Source organism: Frankia sp. CeCAU1, from assembly GCF_977971845.1.
The window spans coordinates 1-19692 of sequence record NZ_CDWWXA010000042.1 but is presented as its reverse complement, the minus strand read 5'-3'; the positions used below and the strand labels follow the sequence as shown (position 1 = coordinate 19692).

Annotated in this window: 16 protein-coding genes and 2 pseudogenes; 15 read left to right on the top strand and 3 right to left on the bottom strand. The window is 68.1% G+C overall.

The window, feature by feature from the left end; all coding sequences use genetic code 11:
- Nucleotides 1-44: 44 nt before the first annotated feature.
- Nucleotides 45-194, top strand: a pseudogene (locus AC08OO_RS10090) (NF041680 family putative transposase); the annotation flags it as partial.
- Here the strand turns inward: AC08OO_RS10090 and AC08OO_RS10085 are convergent.
- Nucleotides 188-1188 (bottom strand): annotated as a pseudogene (locus tag AC08OO_RS10085) (IS66 family transposase); the annotation flags it as partial. The pseudogenes AC08OO_RS10090 and AC08OO_RS10085 sit on opposite strands and share 7 nt — an antisense overlap.
- A 503-nt stretch (nt 1189-1691) precedes the next feature.
- Here AC08OO_RS10085 and penM point away from each other — a divergent pair.
- The 13 genes from penM (at nt 1692) to AC08OO_RS10020 (ending at nt 17860) form a co-directional block, all read left to right on the top strand.
- Complete coding sequence (gene penM / locus AC08OO_RS10080) at nt 1692-2888, top strand: pentalenolactone synthase (protein WP_476609677.1); 1197 nt, start codon at nt 1692-1694, stop codon at nt 2886-2888.
- Nucleotides 2889-3205: 317 nt separating this feature from the next.
- A complete protein-coding gene (ptlH, locus tag AC08OO_RS10075; RefSeq protein WP_476609678.1) occupies nt 3206-4057 on the top strand; it encodes a 1-deoxypentalenic acid 11-beta-hydroxylase in 852 nt (283 codons plus the stop codon).
- Between the two features lie 60 nt (nt 4058-4117).
- Entirely contained in the window at nt 4118-5572 is a 1455-nt protein-coding gene (locus tag AC08OO_RS10070; RefSeq protein WP_476609679.1) for an MFS transporter, read from the top strand.
- Between the two features lie 90 nt (nt 5573-5662).
- Nucleotides 5663-6487: a 1-deoxy-11-beta-hydroxypentalenate dehydrogenase gene (ptlF, locus tag AC08OO_RS10065; RefSeq protein WP_476609680.1), complete on the top strand. Its 825-nt coding sequence runs from the start codon at nt 5663-5665 to the stop codon at nt 6485-6487.
- Nucleotides 6445-8259: a neopentalenolactone/pentalenolactone D synthase gene (gene ptlE / locus AC08OO_RS10060; protein ID WP_476609681.1), complete on the top strand. Its 1815-nt coding sequence runs from the start codon at nt 6445-6447 to the stop codon at nt 8257-8259. The genes ptlF and ptlE overlap by 43 nt, the downstream gene beginning before the upstream one ends.
- A 33-nt stretch (nt 8260-8292) precedes the next feature.
- Nucleotides 8293-9192: a neopentalenolactone/pentalenolactone F synthase gene (gene ptlD, locus AC08OO_RS10055; RefSeq protein ID WP_476609682.1), complete on the top strand. Its 900-nt coding sequence runs from the start codon at nt 8293-8295 to the stop codon at nt 9190-9192.
- Nucleotides 9189-10202: a polyprenyl synthetase family protein gene (locus tag AC08OO_RS10050; protein WP_476609683.1), complete on the top strand. Its 1014-nt coding sequence runs from the start codon at nt 9189-9191 to the stop codon at nt 10200-10202. Before ptlD ends, AC08OO_RS10050 begins: the two co-directional genes overlap by 4 nt.
- Nucleotides 10203-10315: 113 nt before the next feature.
- A complete protein-coding gene (gene ptlA, locus AC08OO_RS10045) occupies nt 10316-11329 on the top strand; it encodes a pentalenene synthase (protein WP_476609684.1) in 1014 nt (337 codons plus the stop codon).
- Between the two features lie 92 nt (nt 11330-11421).
- Entirely contained in the window at nt 11422-12816 is a 1395-nt protein-coding gene (ptlI, locus tag AC08OO_RS10040) for a pentalenene oxygenase (RefSeq protein ID WP_476609685.1), read from the top strand.
- On the top strand, nt 12813-13811 hold the full coding sequence (gene ispH / locus AC08OO_RS10035) for a 4-hydroxy-3-methylbut-2-enyl diphosphate reductase (protein WP_476609686.1): 999 nt from the start codon (nt 12813-12815) through the stop codon (nt 13809-13811). The genes ptlI and ispH overlap by 4 nt, the downstream gene beginning before the upstream one ends.
- Nucleotides 13812-13840: 29 nt before the next feature.
- Complete coding sequence (locus tag AC08OO_RS10030) at nt 13841-15625, top strand: 1-deoxy-D-xylulose-5-phosphate synthase (RefSeq protein WP_476609687.1); 1785 nt, start codon at nt 13841-13843, stop codon at nt 15623-15625.
- A 198-nt stretch (nt 15626-15823) separates the two neighbouring features.
- Entirely contained in the window at nt 15824-17017 is a 1194-nt protein-coding gene (ispG, locus tag AC08OO_RS10025; RefSeq protein WP_476609688.1) for a flavodoxin-dependent (E)-4-hydroxy-3-methylbut-2-enyl-diphosphate synthase, read from the top strand.
- A gap of 138 nt (nt 17018-17155) precedes the next feature.
- Nucleotides 17156-17860 (top strand): GntR family transcriptional regulator, encoded by a 705-nt coding sequence (locus AC08OO_RS10020; protein ID WP_476609689.1) that lies wholly within the window; start codon nt 17156-17158, stop codon nt 17858-17860.
- A gap of 708 nt (nt 17861-18568) precedes the next feature.
- Here the strand turns inward: AC08OO_RS10020 and AC08OO_RS10015 are convergent.
- Together AC08OO_RS10015 and AC08OO_RS10010 are read right to left on the bottom strand one after the other, a co-directional pair.
- On the bottom strand, nt 18569-18829 hold the full coding sequence (locus AC08OO_RS10015; RefSeq protein ID WP_476609690.1) for a hypothetical protein: 261 nt from the start codon (nt 18827-18829) through the stop codon (nt 18569-18571).
- Entirely contained in the window at nt 18826-19179 is a 354-nt protein-coding gene (locus tag AC08OO_RS10010) for a hypothetical protein (protein ID WP_476609691.1), read from the bottom strand. The genes AC08OO_RS10015 and AC08OO_RS10010 overlap by 4 nt, the downstream gene beginning before the upstream one ends.
- Nucleotides 19180-19340: 161 nt before the next feature.
- On the opposite strand from AC08OO_RS10010, the gene AC08OO_RS10005 reads away from it, so the two are divergent.
- Nucleotides 19341-19592 carry a MerR family DNA-binding transcriptional regulator gene (locus tag AC08OO_RS10005; RefSeq protein WP_476609692.1) on the top strand — a complete coding sequence of 84 codons (252 nt, stop codon included), beginning with the start codon at nt 19341-19343 and terminating at the stop codon, nt 19590-19592.
- Nucleotides 19593-19692 lie beyond the last annotated feature (100 nt).

Genomic DNA, 19692 nt, shown 5'->3' with positions numbered 1-19692 from the left:
ATCGTGCTCTCGCCAAAGAAGCCGTGATCGAACCGAAGGTCGTGATGGGCAGTGTGCAGGACGAACCAGGACGCGTCGAGGCTCTGGGGAGGCTGTGTCGCTTCCGGCCGGAGTTCTATGGCTGTCTGGTCCACCTCGCGGACGCGCTGTCCGAGGTGACGGACGCGGTGCTGTGCACCGACGGCCCGGTCCGGAAGCCAGACCAGCCGTCGAGGATCCCGGTGCCATGGATCGCCTCCGACGACCGAGAGCTGATCGCCGCATACCAGACCAGCCCGGCGACGGGGTGCGCACCACCAGCAGGTGCGGGGTCCCCGACAGGACCATGCCGGTGACCTCGTCAAGGTCCCTGCGCAGCACGTTGACCGGAGACTCATCACCGCAGAGCACCGGCTCGGCGCGCAGCGCCGTCCTCATCGCCTCGTCGAACCCGGCCGCGTCCAAGTCCCGGGCGAGGCGAGCGTTCGCGCGGGCAACGAACCCGGACGAGACCGGCACCCCGAGCAGCGCGTCGATCACCGTCGCGGCCCGTTCCACCGGGCATTGTTGCCCTCGGAGGCGAGCAGCACCGTCGCCGCGTGCACCCTGGGCCCGTAGGACACCGTGCCCGCCGCGGCATCACCCACTCGACCTTCTTCAGCACCGGGTCGAGCAGGTCCCAGACCTGCGCCCACCCGTGGGCGAGCACCTCGGCACCCGCCAGGCCCTCGCCACACGACGAGCGCTCGACCGGCGGGTCCGCCGGTAACGACCGGTCCGGCTCCGACTCCCGCGACAGCCCCGACCCGGCATGCCCCGGCTGCCCGCCGGGCCTCTTATCCTTCGACCGGACCCGCTCCGAGGCCTCACGCCGCTCGGCACGCCGCTTCGCCCGCGCCGAGCGGCTCCTTCTACGGCGGCACCGATGAGTTCGTTGTCCATCCCGACCCGCCGCCGCAGGTCCGCGTTCTCCAACTCCAGCTCGGCGACCCGCGCCCGGTCGCGCTCCGAACACACCACGCCGAGCTCCACCTCATGCTTCTCGGCCACACCCTCAACGACCCGGCGCAGCCGCTCGTTGACCGACGCCAGACACTCCTTCGCCGCCACCGCGGCGGCCTGCCCCGCCACGACCTCCTCGATCCACGCCTCGGCAGCCGCCAGACGCGAATCCCACGACACCGACGGGTCAGCCACAACCTCGATCATCCATGCCCAACCACTCCGATCAAGCAACGACCCCGACGTGTCCCCTCAACACAAACCCCAAGGTCAGCGACCCACGGCAGCCCACCCGTGAATGGACACGACAGCAGACAGACCCGCAGACAGCGGACCAGGTCAGGGTGCAGTGATATATGTCATATAGCACCGTCGTGCATAGGTGAATTTCTTGCTCGTGAGCAGTATTGCTCAACTTGATTTAGAGCAACCAGCAAGGCCGTTGGCGCAGGTAGGCGGACTTTCCCAGCGCAAGGAAGGCCAAGATCAGGGTGCTTTCGCGAGTATCACGCCAGCACCGGTCCCAGCCTTATGCCCGGCGGGCGTCCAGACGGCAGGGCGAGAGTAATCATCATTCTCTACCTGCATAAACGGAACTTGCGGGTCGCCCTGTGCTTGGAACCCTAGCCATGGAGTCTGGACCGAGTTCGGGGCGACTCAGAGTTCTGAGAGGACTTGACCGGCCGTCGGAGCAGAGCGAGTATGGATACATGACGGAGCTCCCACAGTTGCCGTTCGATAATCCAGACATACTCGGCATCGCGCCCCAGATGCTCGCGCTACAGCAGGAGGGGCCAATCATCAGGGTGCGGACCGCTGGTGAAGATGCCTGGCTGGTCACCCGCTACGACGAGGTGAAGGTACTACTCGCCGACCACCGGCTCGGCCTCAGTAATCCCAATCCGGAGCAATCGGCCGAGAGCGCGGCCAGAGGTTTCATGGTCGCGCTGATGGCCGGGGACGACTACGACAGCGAGGCCACCAGGCATGCACAGATGCGCGCGCTGCTCGTGCCCCGGTTCTCCACGCGCCGGATGCGCTTAATGAAAAGCCGGATCGAGCACCATGTGGACGACCTTCTCGACCATTTGGCCTCAGACACTCCGCCGACTGACCTGCACCGCGCGCTGTCGTTTCCGTTGCCGACCATGGTGGTCTGCGATCTACTTGGCGTGCCGCTGGCCGACCGGGAGCGTTTCGGGCAGTGGGCGAGAGGCACATTCGACCAGAGCAACAACCAACACTCGGCGAACACTTTTCAACAGGTTGTCAACTACATAACGGAGCTGGTGACACGCAAGCGAACCGAGCCGGGCGACGACATCTTGTCCGAGCTGATCGCCGAGGACGACGGTGCACTGTCCGATGCGTACATTGCCCACTTGGGCTGCGCCGTGCTGTTGTTCGGCTACGAGACCACCATTGTGCGCATTGACCTGGGAACCCTGCTGCTGCTGCGCAATCCGGCCCAGCGTGTCCTGCTGGCCGAGAATCCCGAACTCGCGCCGGCCGCGGTCGAGGAGATTCTGCGCCTGGGAGTGGGGGGCAAGGGATCCAACGCGCTAATACCCCGCTACGCGCACAGCGAAATAGCCGTCGGCGAGACAATTATCCGGGCCGGAGATGCGGTGAAGCTGGCCATCGGCGCGGCCAACTACGACGACAGGGCTTTCCCCGCCGGCGACCTGTTCGATCTGGATCGAGACAAGCCCATGTCGCACCTGGCATTTGGGGGCGGCACTCGGCACTGCATCGGCCGCGTGCTAGCCCGGATCGAGCTAACCGCGGTGTTTGAGCGGCTGTTCCGCAGAATTCCCAACCTGCGGCTCGCAGTACCCGAGGAGTCGCTGCACTGGCAGGAGCACCGGATCACCGGCGGGTTCGATGAAATCCCCGTTACCTTCTAATTTTAAGTGGTCTTGCACGAGCGAAAAGAAAGCCGTTCGCCCTTCATGCTTCCTCCTTCGTGGTCGTAGGCTGGCGCATACCACAAAACCAGTCCGGGGATTACCAGTTGCTTCCCGACGACGTAGCAAACTAGTATGATTCGCGGTGGTCGCTCGGGGAGGGTCGAGTGACACTCCACATCGACGGTGGGTTCGCGCCGGCCTTCCAGTGTGTCGAAGACATCGGCCGCCGCAGTGGCCGGGCTCCCTCGCCCCCAGTAGTTCCATCTTGAGCTAGTTCTTCTTTCCACGCATGGGCGTGTCGAGGACAAGGAACCATGACGGAAACTTTCAGCGACTACGTCGACTGTATGCCTCTTCTCGACGACGGTGAGGCTCTCGGCCGGTTCTACGACGAGCACGGCTACGTCTATCTGCGCGGCGCCCTGGACCGTGAACTCGTGCGGACCGCCGCCGAGCAGATGCTCGGGGGGTTGGTCGCACTCGGCCACGCCGCTCCCGGCACCACGCTCGACACCCTCACCATCGAGTCTTTCGAAGCGGTCGACGAGGTGGCGATGCACGACTACGTCAAGTACGACGACCTGTGGAACCACCCCTCGTCCCTCAAGATCTGGGAGAAGGTCTTCGGTGAGCCCGTCTTCGTCTTCAAGTCGACGACGATCCGCTACTACCCCTCCGCCGCAGGCTCCGCGGTGCCGAGCTTCCTGACACCGCTGCACCAGGACGGCTTCTACATCGGCCCGAACAAAGACTTCCGCACCGTCTGGATGCCGCTGCTCGCGACGACCCGCGGCATAGGTGGCGTCGCCGTCGCCGACAGCAGCCACAAGAAGGGCCCGCGCGAGCACGTCATCGTCGAGAACTTTCGCCGCTTCGGCCACGCCGTGCGCGGTGTCCCGGCGGAGGAGTTTGGTGCGGACGAGCAGCTGCTGTTCTCGCCCATGGAACCGGGCGATGTGATCATCTTCCATGCCTTCACGTGCCACAAGTCCATCCCGAACGTTTCGGTGAACCCGGCCGGTATGCGGATGTCGATGGACACTCGCATCCAGCCCGCCTCCTCGCCTCGCGGGTTCAATGCCCTGACCCCCTGGACGGAGTCCGCGAAGGACTCCTCCAAGGGAATCATGTCGAAGATCACCGGTACTCCCACCATCACCGAGTAACGTTGCTACCCCCGCACTCGCCTCAACTGTCCCCCTCACAGACGCCTGGGTAGGCAGCACATGACGAAACGCGAAGGCCTCCCTCTTCTGGAGGAGCCCGACGCGACGCCGGGGCTCCTGGCCGGCACGGAGCCGGCCGCCGCGGGGCTAAGCGGCATTGCCCTTATGGTGGTGCTCACCGGATACGCCCTGTCCATCGTGGACGCCTCCATCGTCAATGTGGCACTGATCTCGATCAGGCACGACCTCCACGGCGGCCCCGCCGCGCTGGAACTGGTGGTGTCCGGCTACGGTCTCACCTACGCCCTCGGCTTGGTGCTGGGCGGACGGCTGGGCGACGCCTTCGGCAGACTGCGCCTGTACGCCTACGGGCTCGCGGCGTTCACCGTCACCTCGGCGCTGTGCGGACTCGCCCCGACCATCGAGCTCCTCGTCGCGGCCCGGCTGCTGCAGGGCGCCGCCGCCGCCATGCTCGTACCGCAGGTGCTGGCGACGATTCAGACGGCCACCGAGGGCCAAGCGCGCGCCCGTGCAATCGGCATATACGGCGTGACCGCGGCCCTCGGCATGGTTACCGGGCAGATCCTGGGCGGGCTGCTGGTTTCGCTGGACGTCGCCGGGATCGGCTGGCGATCGGTCTTCGCGATCAATGTGCCGATCGGAGTGACCGCGCTGCTGGCCGTCCGGCGCGTCCCCGCGACCAGGGCCGACGCGAAGCCGGGCTTCGACCCGGTGGGCACCGTGCTGTTCGGCGTCACCATGGTCTGTGTCCTGACCTTGGTCGTGGTGGGCCCCGAGCTGGGCTGGCCGCTGTGGCTGTGGTCGCTGCTCGCGGTCGCAGCAGTGGGGGCGCTGGCGCTAGCGCAAGCTGAACGCAGGCTGGAGGCGCGGGGCGGCTCACCGTTGTTGTCCCCGTCGGTGCTGTCCCATCCGGGGATGCGCAGCGGTCTGGCGGCGGTCGTGCCGTTTTCCGCCAGCTTCGGTGCCTCCCTGTTCGTCTACGCACTGATCGCACAGGGTTGCTTCGGCCTCTACGGGCTCGCCTCTGGCGGGGTGCTGATGCCGTTTGCCGCGGCCTTCTTCGTGGTGGCGCTGCTCACCCCAAGGATCGCGGCGGCCCTGGGCCGCCGGATCGTCACCCTGGGCGCTCTCGTTCAGGGCACGGGCCTGTTGCTGCTGGCGCTGGTGATATGGCTCGGCTGGCCGCATCCCTCTCTGGTACTCGTGCTCGTCGGGATCGCCTTCTTCGGCGTAGGCGCGGCGCTGATCGGCCCGACGCTGTTCCGGATGGTCCTGGCCGATGTACCCCCCGCGCAGGCCGGCATGGGCAGCGGTGTGCTAGTGACTAGCCAGCAGATGGCTACCGCGCTGGGCGCGACCGTCGGCGGAACCCTCTTTGTCTCCTTGGCCGGTTCGCTGTCGACGGCGTTGGCGGCTGTGCTCGTTCTCGCCCTGTTGATCTGTCTCTCGGTGACTGTTCTCATAATCAGCCTGAAACTCCCCGACCCCAGCTGACACCGAACGGCGCGATTTGATTCAGATCTTCTCGTCGGCAACGGCGCGCGATCCTTCGGTGTACCCGCCTACAGAAACGGAGACAGCCAAGTGCAGTTACAGACACGGACAGCAGTGGTGACCGGTGCGGCCAGCGGCATCGGTCTCGCCCTCAGCGCCCGCTTCGCACGAGCCGGCGGCGTGGTCATGGCGGACATCGAAGGCGACACGCTGCACCACCGGGCCGCCGAACTCACCGCACAGGGCGCTCAGGTCACCGCAGTGACCGCTGACCTGACCGACCCGGTCGCCGTTGAACGGCTCGCGGACACGGCGTTCGACCTTCTCGGCGACATCAACGTGGTGTGCAACAACGCCGGGGCCCTCGGCCCCGTGGGACAGCCCCTGTGGGAGGTGCCGCTGGAACGGATGCGGCAGGTCTTCGAGGTGAACCACTGGGCGCACGTTCTGGTGGCCCGCGCCTTCATCCCCCGGCTGCTGGAGCGTGGCCGGCCCGCCCATCTGATCCACACCGCCTCGATGTCCGCCTTTGTCGTCGGTGCCGGCAGCGCCGCCTACGCCGCCTCCAAGCACGCCGACCTCGCGGTCGCCCGCAGCCTGCGCGCCGACCTGCGGGGCACCGGCGTCCGGGTGTCGGTGCTGTGTCCTGGCCGGGTCGACACCCCCATGGTCCAAGGCCTGACGGCCCCGCGCGGCGCGGGCGGCGACACCTCGGTGAGCGCTGAGGACGTCGCCGGACTCGTGTGGGAGGCCCTCGGCTCCGACCGCTTCTATCTCTTCATCAACTCCGACACCCCGGTGCGGCTACGCGATCAGTTCGACGATGTATGGCGCCATATTTCCCTTCCGCACACTTTCCCCGAGGAGGAGCTGTGGCCCGCGCCGAAAGCGACAATCATAGCGATGAAACACTGACCATCGACCTGGATGTGGTCAGGGAGAAATACCGGCAGGAACGCGACAAGCGCAGCTTTGGTCGCACCTACCAGTTCGCGCGTGGTGGCTTCAGCAGCTACGCGCGAGACCCCTACACCGAGCGGCAGGAGCGCGAGCCGCTCACCGACGAGGTGGACGTCGCCGTCGTCGGCGCCGGCATCGGCGGGCTGCTGACCGGCGCCCATCTGCGCAAGGAGACCGGCCTGGAGCGCATCCGACTGATCGACGAGGCCGGCGACGTCGGCGGTACCTGGTACTGGAACCGCTTTCCCGGCGTCCGGTGCGACGTCGAGAGCTACATCTACATGCCGTTGCTCGAAGAGATTGGCACGATACCCACCGAGAAGTACTCCACCGGGCCCGAGATCTTCACCCACCTCCAGCAGATCGCCCACAAGTACGATCTCTACCGCGACGCCCTCTTCCAGACCACCGTAACCGAGCTGCGCTGGGACGAGGCCGCCGGGAAGTGGTTTGTGAGCACCGATCGCGGGGATCTGATCCGGGCCCGGTACGTGGCCATGTCGATCGGTCTGATGCACCGCCCCAAACTCCCCGGGCTACCGGGCCTGGAGACGTTCGCCGGGCACTCCTTCCACACCAGTCGCTGGGACTTCGACTACACCGGCGGCGACAGCACCGGCGGCCTGACCAAGCTGAAGGACAGGAAGGTCGGCGTCATCGGCACCGGCTCGACGACCATCCAGCTCGCCCCACACCTCGCCGAGTGGGCCGAGCAGCTCGTCCTCTTCCAGCGCACCCCGGCCACGGTCGACGTCCGCGGTAACCGGCCCACCCCGTCCGGCTGGGCGGACAGCCTCGAACCGGGCTGGCAGCAGCGCCGGATGGAGAATTTCCACGCGCTGACCTCCGGTATCCCGCAGGACGAGGACCTAGTCCAGGACCGCTGGACCCAGACCACGGCCAAGCTGGCCGCGGCGATCCTGCCCACCGGCGTCGCCGGGGGCGACCCGAAGGAGCGGGCGCTCGCGGCCGAGCGGGCGGACTTCCTGAAGATGGAGGAGCTGCGTTCCCGTATCGACAGCGTCGTCACCGACCCCGCAACCGCCGCCGCTCTCAAGCCGTACTACCGCGTGTACTGCAAGCGGCCCTGCTTCCATGACGGCTACCTCCAGACCTTCAACCGGCCCAATGTGACCCTGGTCGACACCCAGGGGCAAGGCGTGGAGCGGCTCACCCGGACCGGGGTGGTCGCGAACGGCCGGGAGTACCCGGTCGACTGCCTGATCTTCGCCACCGGCTACGAGCACGAGTTCGCCGTCCCATACACCGACCGTGCCGGCTATGACATCGTCGGCCGCGACGACGTGAAGCTGTCGGAGAAGTGGGTAAACGGGGCGCGCACCCTGCACGGACTCCAGGTGAACGGCTTCCCCAACTGCTTCATCCTGTCCAAGGTCCAGGCCGGCCGGCACGTCAACATCGCCTACATGCTGAGCGAGCAGACCCGGCACCTTGCATACATCGTCAAGTGCGTCGAGGAGCGCGGCTACCGGGTCGTGGAGGCATCCGAGGCAGGCGAAAAGGAATGGGTCGAGGAGATCCTCCGGCTCGCCACCAACGACATCGACTTCCTCGAGAACTGCACGCCCGGCCTCTACAACAACGAGGGCAACCCGAGCGGACTGCCCCTGCTTAATTCCAGCTACGGCGGCGGGTCGGTGGAGTTCGTGAACGTCCTGAGGCGCTGGCGCGAGGCGGGTGACCTCGCAGGCCTCGAACTGCGCTGACCACCCGCCCTTCCGCGAAAGGCGGCAACGCCCATGGATATAACGCCGATACCCGGCGCTGCTCTCGGCGCCGTCGTGCACGGCGCCGATGTCACTGGAGACATGGACAAGGCCCAGCTTGAGGAGATCTTGGCGGCGCTCGACGCGCATCTCGTTCTCGTCCTCCGCGGCCACGAGACCCCCTCCTACGAGGAGTTCCTGGCCTTCGGCTGTCGCTTCGGGTACATCCCGAAGACCGGTCTGACCAGCGGCGCCCACCCCGGCCACAACGAGATCCTGATCGTCTCCAACCTGGTGGAGGACGGCCACAAGATCGGCGTCGGCGACGCCGGGTGGATGGACTGGCACACCGACTACTCCTTCCGCCCCCGCGTTTCCCAGATCGGCTTCCTGGAGGCAATCGAAGTGCCGTCCTCCGGCGGCGGGGAGACCCTCTTCACCGACATGTACGCCCTATACGAGTCGCTGTCGCCCGATGAGCGCCGGCGTTTGCACTCCTACCGGGTCCGCCACGCCCTGCGCACCGGGTACGAGGAGACCATCGAGCAGGAACTCCAGGGCGAGGTGTCCCTCGGCGAGAGCACCGAACAGATCCAACCCGAGGATGGCACCTCCACCATCCACCCTCTGATTGCCCGCAATCCACGCACCGGCCGCCAGTCGGTCTACGTCAGCACCCTGAACACCAAGCGGATCGGGGGCCTCGCCCCCGACGACAGCCGCAAGCTGCTCGACAAACTGTTGTCGCACGCGGGCAAGCCCCAGTACACCTACGCCCACATCTGGCAGCCCGGGGACATCGTCATGTGGGACCAGCTCGGCACCATCCACGCCAAGCAGGCCTTCGACCCGACCGAACGGCGCATCATGCGCCAGGTCGTCAGTATCTTCGACGACCCAGCCGCCCCCTGGCGCGCGGAGGTCGGCACATGAGCACTACTCCCGCCTGCCTCAGCCACAGCCGGGTCACGATCACCCCGGCGCTGCGTGCCGCCGTCGACCGGCTCGACCACCGCTCACGTCACCAGGCGGCCTACCACTTCGGCTGGATCACCGCCGACGGCACGCCCACCAGCGCTGAGGCGGGCAAGGCCGTACGGCCGGCGCTCGCGCTGCTGTCGGCCGAGGCGGTCGGCGCACCGCCGGAGGTCGCACTGCCCGGCGCCGTCGCCGTGGAGCTCGTGCACAACTTCTCCCTGGTGCACGACGATCTGATGGACGGCGACGAGGAGCGCCGCCACCGGAGCACGGTGTGGAAGCTGTGGGGTGCCTCCAGCGCCATCCTGACCGGTGACGCGATGCTGGCGCTCGCTCAGGAGGTGCTGCTGGACACCGGGCTGTCAACGGCGGCGTCCGCCGCCCGGCTTCTGGCGCGCACCACCCGGCATCTAATCCGCGGCCAGGTCCAGGATCTGTCCTTCGAGCAGCGTTCGTACGTCACGGCCGAAGAGTGCGTCGAGATGGCCGCCGGCAAGACCGGCGCGCTACTGTCCGCGAGCGCCGCGATGGGCGCCGTCCTCGCCGGGGCACCGGAGGCGACAGTAGACGCGCTGGCGCTCTACGGCGGCCAGGTCGGCGTCGCCTTCCAGCTCGTCGACGACGTTCTCGGCATCTGGGGCGACCCGGCCGTCACCGGCAAGTCGGTCCACTCCGATCTGCGTTCCCGTAAGAAGTCCCTGCCGGTGAGCCACGCACTGAACCAGGACGGCCCGCTCAGCGACGAGCTGGCTGCCTGGCTCACCACCCCCGGCGAACTCGACGAGGAGGAACTGCGGCGCGTGGCCGGCCTAATCGAGGGCGCTGGCGGCCGGGACTGGGCGCTGGCCGAGGCCGCCCGGCGGATGGCGCTGGCCGAGGACGCGCTGCGCAGTGTCGAGCTGGACGCCGGCGCGCGGGGCGAACTCCTCGCGCTCGGGCGGTTCGTCGTCGACCGCGAGGTCTGAGACCGGACCGGCCCCCGTATGGCCCCTTCTGACTCTCCGATCAGCGCAGCGCCCCCGCCAGGGCATCGCCATGCCCGCTGCGCCTCCGCAACCCACGCCCTAAGGATTTTCTCATGCCCCAGGACGTCGACTTCCACATGCCTTTGCCTGGCCGGCAGAGCCCGGACTACGCGCGGGCCGAAGCCGAGCAGCTCGCCTGGCCGCGGTCACTCGGGCTAATCACATCCGAGGCGGCGGCGACGCGTCATCTGCGCGGCAACTACGCCGATCTGGCCTCCCGCTTCTATCCGCACGCCACCGGCGCCGACCTGGACCTGGGCGTCGACCTGATGTCGTGGTTCTTCCTCTTCGACGACCTCTTCGACGGGCCGCGCGGCGGGAACCCGGAGGAGACCAAACAGCTCACCGACGCGGTCGCGGCGGCGCTGGACAGCCCCCTCCCCGACACCGCGCCTCCCATCGCCCACGGCTTCGCCGACATCTGGCGGCGCACCAAAGAAGGCATGACACCCGCCTGGTGCGCGCGCAGCGCCCGGCACTGGCGCAGCTACTTCGACGGCTACGTCGACGAGGCGGAGAGCCGCTTCTGGAACACGCCGTACAACTCCGCGGCCCAGTACCTGGCCGTGCGCCGACAGACCATCGGGGTGCAGCCGACGGTCGATCTCGCCGAGCGTGCGGGCCGCTTCGAGGTGCCGCACCGGGTCTTCGCCAGCGCCGTGCTCTCCGCGATACTCCAGATCGCCATCGACGTCAATCTGCTGCTCAACGACATCGCTTCGCTGGAGAAGGAAGAGGCCCGCGGCGAGCAGAACAACATGGTCATGATCCTGCGCCGGGAGCACGGCTGGTCCAAGGACCGCAGCGTCGCCCACATCCAGAGCGAGGTGCGCGCCCGCCTGGAGCAGTACCTCCTGCTGGAGTCCTGCCTGCCGCAGGTCGGCGACATCTACCAGCTCGACGAGGCCGAGCGCGAGGCCCTAGAGCGCTACCGCAACGACGCCGTGCGCACCGTGATCCGCGGTTCCTACGACTGGCACCGCTCGTCAGGCCGCTACGACGCCGAGTTCGCGCTCGCCGCCGGTGCCCAGGGCTACCTGGAGGAGCTCGGCAGCGTCGCCCACTAGTAGTGCCGCACACCAACAACACGCACCCGCGCCCGGTCGTCGCGGCAGCACAGCTGTCAACAGATCAGTAGAGACGGGAAGTTGAGAATCGAATGACTGAGCAGAACACCTTCTCGGCAGGAGCGGCGCCCGGGGCGCTCCCCGTCGTGGGACACGCCCTCCAGATGATGCGTCACCCCGTGAACTTCATGACCTCGCTCTCGGCTCACGGCGACCTGGTTAAGATCAAGATCGGCCCCACCGCGGCCTACGTCCCGACCCACCCCGACCTGCTGCGGCACGTCCTGACCAACGACCGTATCTTCGACAAGGGCGGCGTCTTCTACGACCGAGCCCGCGACATCGCCGGCAACGGCCTGGTCACCTGCCCGTTCGCCGACCACCGTCGTCAGCGCCGGCTGATGCAGTCGGCCTTCACCCGCTCCCAACTCAAGCGGTACGCCGAGGCCATGCACGCCGAGATCGAGTCCACCGCCTCGCGCTGGCACGACGGCATGGTCTTCGACGCCTTCCCCGAAATGTACGGCATGGCCCTGCGCACGGTCGGCCGCACCCTCTACTCCACACCCGTCAGCCCCGAGCTGGGGGCGAAGGTGGAACGTTCCTTCGACGTCGTGCTCAACGGCCTGTTCCGGCAGATGTTCCTGCCGGCCTCGATCCGCCGGCTGCCCCTGCCGTCCCAGCGCCGCTACAAGAGCAACCTGGACTTCCTACACGAGACCACCCAGCAACTCATCGACGACTACCGCAGCTCCGGCACCGAGCGCGAGGACCTGCTCGCCGCCCTGATTACCTCCCGCGACGACGACGGTGGCCGGCTCGGCGACAAGGAGATCCACGACCAGGTCATTACCGTTATGGCGGCCGGCACCGAGACCGTCGCCGGCACCCTCACCTGGGTCTTCTATCTCCTCTCCCAGCACCCGGAGATCGAGGCCGCGCTCTACGACGAGATCGACACCGTCCTCGACGGCCGCGCCCCGCAGTGGGACGACCTGCCGAACCTCTCCCTGACCGACCGGATCATCTCCGAGACGCTGCGACTGCACCCGCCGGCCTGGCTGTTCACCCGCCTCACCGCCTCCCCGACCGAACTCGCGGGCCGTCAGCTACCCACCGGTTCCACTGTCGTCTTCAGCCCCGCCGCGGTCGCCCAGTACAAGGACGCCTTCGACAACCCCAAGAAGTTCGACCCCGACCGCTGGCTCCCGGACCGTATCGCGCCGGCCTCCCGCCACGCCTACGTGCCGTTCGGTACCGGCGCCCGCAAGTGCATCGGCGACCTATACGCACGCACCGAGGCCGCCCTGGGGCTCGCCACGATCCTCGGCCGCTGGCGGGTCACCTGCGAGCCCGGTATGGACATCCGCCCGGTCCCGCTGGCCACCGTCTACCACCCGCGCCGGCTGCGCCTGAGGCTGGACACACGCACCCCGCGCCAGATGACCTCCGCCGTCCCCGCACCGGCCGGGGGCGAGGCGAGGTGAGTAAAGGGAACGTCGTCCTTACCCAGCCGCGCGGCTTTTGCGCGGGCGTACGGCGCGCCATCGGCATCGTCGAGCGGGCGCTGGACCTGCACGGGGCGCCCGTGTACGTGCGCAAGGAGATCGTGCACAACCACTACATCGTCTCTGAGCTGCAAAAGCGCGGTGCGGTCTTCGTCGACAGCGAGGAGGAGGTCCCGCAGGGCGCGCTCTGTGTCTTCTCCGCGCACGGCGTCTCCCCCAGAGTGCGCTCCGCAGCCGCCGGCCGACAGCTCGAAGTCATCGACGCCGCCTGCCCACTGGTCTCCAAGGTCCACCAGGAAGCGGTGCGCTTCGCCCGCGACGGCCGCACCATCCTCCTCGTCGGGCACGAGGGCCATGAGGAGGTCGAGGGCGTTCTCGGTGAGGCCCCCGACCGGATCGTCGTCATCGAGACTGAGGACGACGTACGGCGCCTCGGCCTGCCCGATGACACTCCGGTCGCCGTCCTCACCCAGACCACCCTCTCGTTCGACGAGACCGAGCGCGTCGTCGAGGCCCTGCGCGCCCGCTTCACCGACCTGATCACCTCCGGCGACGACATCTGCTATGCCAGCCAGAACCGGCAGAGCGCCGTCAAGGACCTCGCGCGCGACAACGACCTGGTCCTGATCGTCGGCTCGCACAACTCCAGCAACTCGCTGCGCATGGTCGAGGTGGCCCGCGACCACGGCGCCGCCGCCCATCTGGTGCCCGACGAAGGGCACCTCGAAGCGGCCTGGCTGACGGACGTGTCGTCGGTCGGCATCAGCGCCGGGGCCAGTGCCCCGGAGATCCTCGTCGACGGGCTCGTCGCCCGGCTCGCCGAACTCGGCTTCGACCAGGTCGAGCTCCAATGGGGCACCGCGGAGCACGTTGTGTTCTCCATGCCCGGCCGGCTGGCCGACCCGGTCACCGGCCGCGTCCCGCAGACACCGCTGGCCGGCGAGGTCTCGCCCGTGCCCAGTGAGGTGCGATGAGTCCACCACTGGAGAAAGAGGGTTGCGCCATGCCACGTCTGGAGTTGCTTCGGGGGCCGGAGGACCTGCGCGCCCTGTCCCCGCACGCGGCCCGCGAACTGGCGTCGCAGATCCGGCGGTTGCTGGTGGCCACTTGCACCGCCAACGGCGGCCACCTCGGCCCCAACCTCGGGGTCGTCGAACTGTCCATCGCCCTGCACCGCGTCTTCGACTCTCCCCGCGACAAGATCCTGTGGGACACCGGCCACCAGGCCTACGTCCATAAGATCCTCACCGGCCGCGCTGGCGCATTCGGCACGCTGCGCCGCACCGGTGGGCTGTCGGGCTACCCCTGCCGCGCCGAGTCAGAGCACGATGTCATCGAGAACTCGCACGCCTCGACCTCCCTGTCTTGGGCGGACGGCCTCGCCCGCGCCAACGCCCTGCTCGGGCGGAGCGACCGCGCCGTGGTCGCTGTGCTCGGCGACGGCGCGCTCACCGGGGGCATGGCCTGGGAAGCCCTCAACAACATCGCAGCCGCCCCCGAGCGCCCCGTCGTCGTGGTTCTCAACGACAACGGCCGCTCCTACGCCCCCACCGTCGGCGCTATCGCCGGACACCTCGCCGACCTGCGCGCGGGCGGCGTCCCGCAAGCCCTGTTCGAGAACCTGGGGCTCGCCTACGTCGGCCCGGTGGACGGCCATGACATCGAGGCCGTGGAGACGGCGCTGCGCGAGGCGGTAGCCCTGCGCAGGCCCGTGATGGTGCACTGCGTCACCGAGAAGGGCCGCGGCCATCTACCCGCCGAGCAGGCCGACACGGACCGCTTCCACGCCGTGCGCGCCGTCGGCCAGAAGCTGGCAGGCGCACCCAGCTGGACGTCCGTGTTCGGCAGCGAGCTGGCCGACCTCGCCGCCGACCGGCCGGACATCGTCGCCATCACCGCTGCCATGCTCGACCCGACCGGGCTCAGCGAGTTCGCCCGCCGCCACCCCGAGCGCGTCATCGACGTCGGCATCGCCGAACAGCACGCCGTGACCGCTGCCGCGGGGCTGGCCCTCGGCGGGATGCACCCGGTCGTCGCGCTGTACTCCACTTTCCTCAACCGGGCCTTCGACCAGCTCCTGATGGACGTGGCCTTGCACCGCGCCCCGGTAACCTTCATCCTGGACCGGGCCGGCGTGACCGGTGACGACGGCCCCTCGCATAACGGCATGTGGGACCTGTCGCTGCTGAACCTGGTGCCCGGCCTACGGTTAGCTGCCCCACGCGACGCTGCCACCCTGCGCCGCACCCTGCGAGAGGCCGTGGCCTGCGACGATGGCCCCACCGCCCTGCGCTTCCCCAAGAGCTCCAGCGGAGCGGACATCCCGGCCGTGGGCGTCTACGCCGGGCTGGACGTCCTGCACCGCGGCCAACGCCCCGACATTCTCTTGGTCTCCATCGGCGCCGTAGCCGCCACCTGTGTCGACGTCGCCGAACGGCTGGCCGAGCGGGGCGTCGGCGTCACCGTCGTGGACCCCCGCTGGATCAAGCCGGTGCCGCCCGAGCTAACCAGGCTCGCCCTCGATCACCTGCTGGTCGCCACAGTCGAGGACAGCGGCCGGGTCGGCGGTGTCGGGGCACGCGTCGCCCAGGCCCTGAGCGACGCCAAGTCGGGCCTGCCGGTGCACGTCTTTGGCATCCCGCAGCGATTCCTCGATCACGGCTCACGGGCCGACGTCCTGGAGGCCAGCGGCCTCACCACCCACCATCTCACCCACGCCCTGATGGAGGCTCTTCCCTCCGGATGGCGGGCCCGGCAGGGAGCCGCTGCATCCCTCGCCATCGGCTGACACCGAGCCTCCGACGGGCGGTCGGCGCCCGCCCGCCCGGTGACGATCTCGCCGACCGCCCGTGTGACCCACCTGCCCGCGAGGCGCGCCCGCTCCCGCCGCCGGGACTTCCCCAGCATTCCACGGCCCTCAATGGCACACAGCCATCCAGCCACAACCCGGTCCGCTCGGACCGGCCGACCATCTTGGGGAACTGTCATGCCTGTCGTTCTCGGAGTGCCGACGGTGCCGTCGAAGTTGGCCCGACGACGTATCAGCCGCCAGATCCACGTAGGGACCGTACCCGTGGGCGGCGATGCCCCGGTCTCGGTCCAGTCCATGACCACGACCCGCACGTCCGACATCGGCGCAACCCTCCAGCAGATCGCCGAACTCACCGCGTCCGGCTGCCAGATCGTCCGCGTAGCCTGCCCCACCCAGGATGACGCCGACGCCCTATCGACGATCGCACGCAAGTCGCAGATCCCGGTGATCGCGGACATCCATTTCCAGCCGAAGTACGTGTTCGCTGCCATCGAGGCCGGCTGCGCAGCCGTGCGTGTCAACCCGGGGAACATCAAGCAGTTCGACGACAAGGTCCGCGAGATCGCGCGGGCTGCCAAGGATCATGGCATACCGGTCCGTATCGGGGTCAACGCAGGCTCGCTCGACCGCCGTCTACTGAAGAAGCACGGCAAGGCTACCCCGGAGGCGCTGGTTGAGAGCGCACTGTGGGAGGCGTCACTGTTCGAGGAGCACGACTTTCGGGACATCAAGATCTCCGTCAAACACAACGATCCCGTCGTCATGGTTGAGGCGTACAGGCAGCTCGCGGCGCAGTGCGACTATCCGCTGCACCTCGGTGTGACGGAGGCGGGCCCTGCCTTCCAGGGCACCATCAAGTCAGCTGTCGCGTTCGGCGCGCTGCTGTCCCAGGGCATCGGCGACACCATCCGCGTCTCCTTGAGCGCACCGCCCGCCGAGGAGGTCAAAGTCGGCCTCCAGATCCTGGAGTCCCTGAACCTCAAGCCGAGGGGCCTGGAGATCGTGTCCTGCCCGTCCTGCGGGCGCGCCCAAGTCGACGTCTACAAGCTGGCCGAAGAGGTCACGGCCGGGCTGAAGACCATGGACATCCCGCTGCGCGTGGCCGTCATGGGGTGTGTGGTGAACGGCCCTGGGGAGGCCAGGGAAGCGGACCTCGGCGTTGCTTCCGGCAACGGCAAGGGGCGGATCTTCGTCAAGGGCGAGATCATCAAAACCGTACCCGAGCCGGAGATCGTCGAGGCGCTCATCGAGGAGGCGTTCAAGCTCGCGGAGCTGATGAGGGAGGACGAAGACGGCCCTTCCGAGGCTGCCCCTCCGCCTGGGAGGAGAGCTCCAAGTAAGCAGACCGACCACCGTCAAACAACCTGAACGGTTCATGATCTGCTTCGGCCGTGACCCCAGAGACGGAATCACAGCTGTCGACGACATCACTGCGGAGCAGGTCAGGGAACCCGTATGGGGTGGCTGCTGTAACCCGACCACAGCCAGCTGAACGCGGAGTTCTCCGTGGGCCGCGGCGTCCTGACCGAAGCCCTCGGCCTACTCGCCCTCGAAGGCCGCATTCGCATCGCCGACCGCTCCGGCGCCCTCGTCCTCGTCCTCGTCCTCGTCCTCGACCCCACAGCGCCGCCGCAACCCGTCGACGTCGGCAGCCAGGTCCGCCGCAACGAACTCGGCTACATCTTCAACGCCGCCGCTGGCCACTGGCGGCCCACTGCGCCACCCACCCGCCGCTGGCTTACGGCTCCCCCACACATCGCCCGCCTCCTCGACGTCCCCATCGGCAGTGACGTGCTGGAACGCCACCGGATCGTCGGCCCCGACGGCCACCCCGTCCAGATCGCCGACTCCTACCTTCCCGCCACGCTCGCCCGCGGCACCATCCTCGAAGCCGCCTCCACCGGACCCGGAGGCATCTACGACCGGCTCGAACACGACCTCGGCCACGGCCCCCTCACCTGGCACCCCCGGATCGGCGCCGCCGCGGCCACCCCCGACCAGGCCCGCGACCTCGGCGTCTCCCGCGGCACCCCGCTGCTCGTCCTCACCCGCATCTCGATCAGCGGCACCAGCGGACGCCCCGTCGAAGTCACGATCACCTACCTCGACGGACACCGCTTCGAGGTCACCGGCCAGCCGATCATCCGCGACGACACCGCCGCCTGGCCCACCACACCCGCCACCGCGGAAAACCGGCCAGCCGCCCGCTGACCTGTGCACACATGTCTTCCGAGCCTTCGCTGGCGAAAGCGTCAGCGACAGGGAGTGGCCAGCATCTGATCGTCGACATTCTTTCGCACCCGGGCGGGCAGAGCGGCTGCCACGGTCAGCGGACCGCCCTGCCCGATGCCCCCTGGCGAGGCGATCGTCGGCGTCATCAGCGCTATCTGCCGACGTGCTCAGGCACGGTTACCGGGAGCTGCCCGAACGCCAGCGACGCCGCCGCTGGCCGCCACACACGATGGCCGCGTGACACGGCGGTTCACCGAGGGCATGTAGATGATCTTTGTGGTGTATCGCGCAGCAGACGCTCCGGCGACGCGGAGGTCTGCGATGCCGCTGCCGACCAATCCCCGAAACTACGCTCCGCAACCAAGGTCCGCCGGTACATTCGAGGAATCGAACCAAAAGATCAGTGCCCTGACCTGGATATCCTCTACCTGATCAACAATCTAATCTCATAGAATCTATCTATTTACCCAGGTCGGGGCATAGTTACTCCACGTGGTGGGGCTAAGGGGGCAGAAATTGAAACCTGATCTTGACCGCTACCTGCACAGACATGCCGCGCGGAAGATCCGCAACGTCCCGGCGGGCAGGGCACCGCATTCCTGATCTTGTCTGCGTGTCCCGTCAACGAACGACAATGGCCGGTGACCGAGATGTTCGGTCACCGGCCATTGTCGGTGTGTGGGGGGTCTACGGGTGTTGCTGGGGCGGGTTCGGTGTGTCGTCCGGGGCGGGTTGTGCCCGGAAGGTGAGGATCGCGGTCGGGTCGTGCGGTCCGGCGGGCCGGTGGTCGGTGTAGACGACGGCGGGCAGCATGGCCGCGACCTCGATCAGGTCGTGGAGGTCAGCGCCGGGGGCGATGACCAGGTGGTAGACGTCCAGCTCGGGGTGGTAGACCGTGATGAGGGGCTGATGCCTGTGGGGGTCACGCCAAGGGCCGTGGTTGCTCACCGGATGCTCGCCGCGCGCAGTTCGGCCCGCCGGTCGGCGCAGGCGCGGACGGTGGCGCGCATGTGCCGCACGAAGTAGGCGAGCCGGAACGTGTCGCCCTCGGCGAACGCGGTGGCGATCGGTTCGGCGAAGCCCCGCAGGATGATGCTTTCTTCCTCGGCAAGCTCGGCGCGTGTCGCCGCGTGCGATACGGCGCCGTAGGCGAAGCCCAGATCATCCGCTGTGGGGTCGAGTCCCTCGGTCAGGACGGCGGCGAGGGGGGTGTGCGAAGCCCGCGTGGAGGCGGCCGGCTCGGCGGGCGGGTCGGTGTCTGGCGTGACGTCGGGGGTTTTCAGGATGATGTCGTGCACGGTCGTTTCCCTTCGTGTCAGGGATGGGGCCGAGGTCCCGCGCGGGTGGTGGCACACCCGTGCGGGACCGCCTACGAAAGAGACTTTACAGCGGACCGATGGAGGGTTCTAGCGGAATGGTGGATATCGGACTGAGCCGCGTGTCGCTGTAGGGTCGACGGGTGCCCGAGGATGACCCGCTGATCGGCTACCGGCAGATGGCCGAACGCGCGGGCGTGCGGCCGTCGACCTTGCGGGCCTACCGTTCCCAGGGGCGGCTACCACCCCCGGATGACGACTCGGTGCCGGACCGGCCGCGGTGGCGTGTGTCGACCTTTGACACGTGGATGCGGTCACGCCCCGGGCCGGGCGCGCGGACCGACCTGTGGAAGAAGGGTGGACCCGCCGAGGGACCGGCTGACGCCGTCGATTAACGAGGGGCGTACCCCCGGCTCGCCGGGAATACGCCCTTCGTGGTTGCGGCGCTTCAACCGAGTGCCGAACGCTGCCGCCTAAATCTGAACCGTTCCGAGG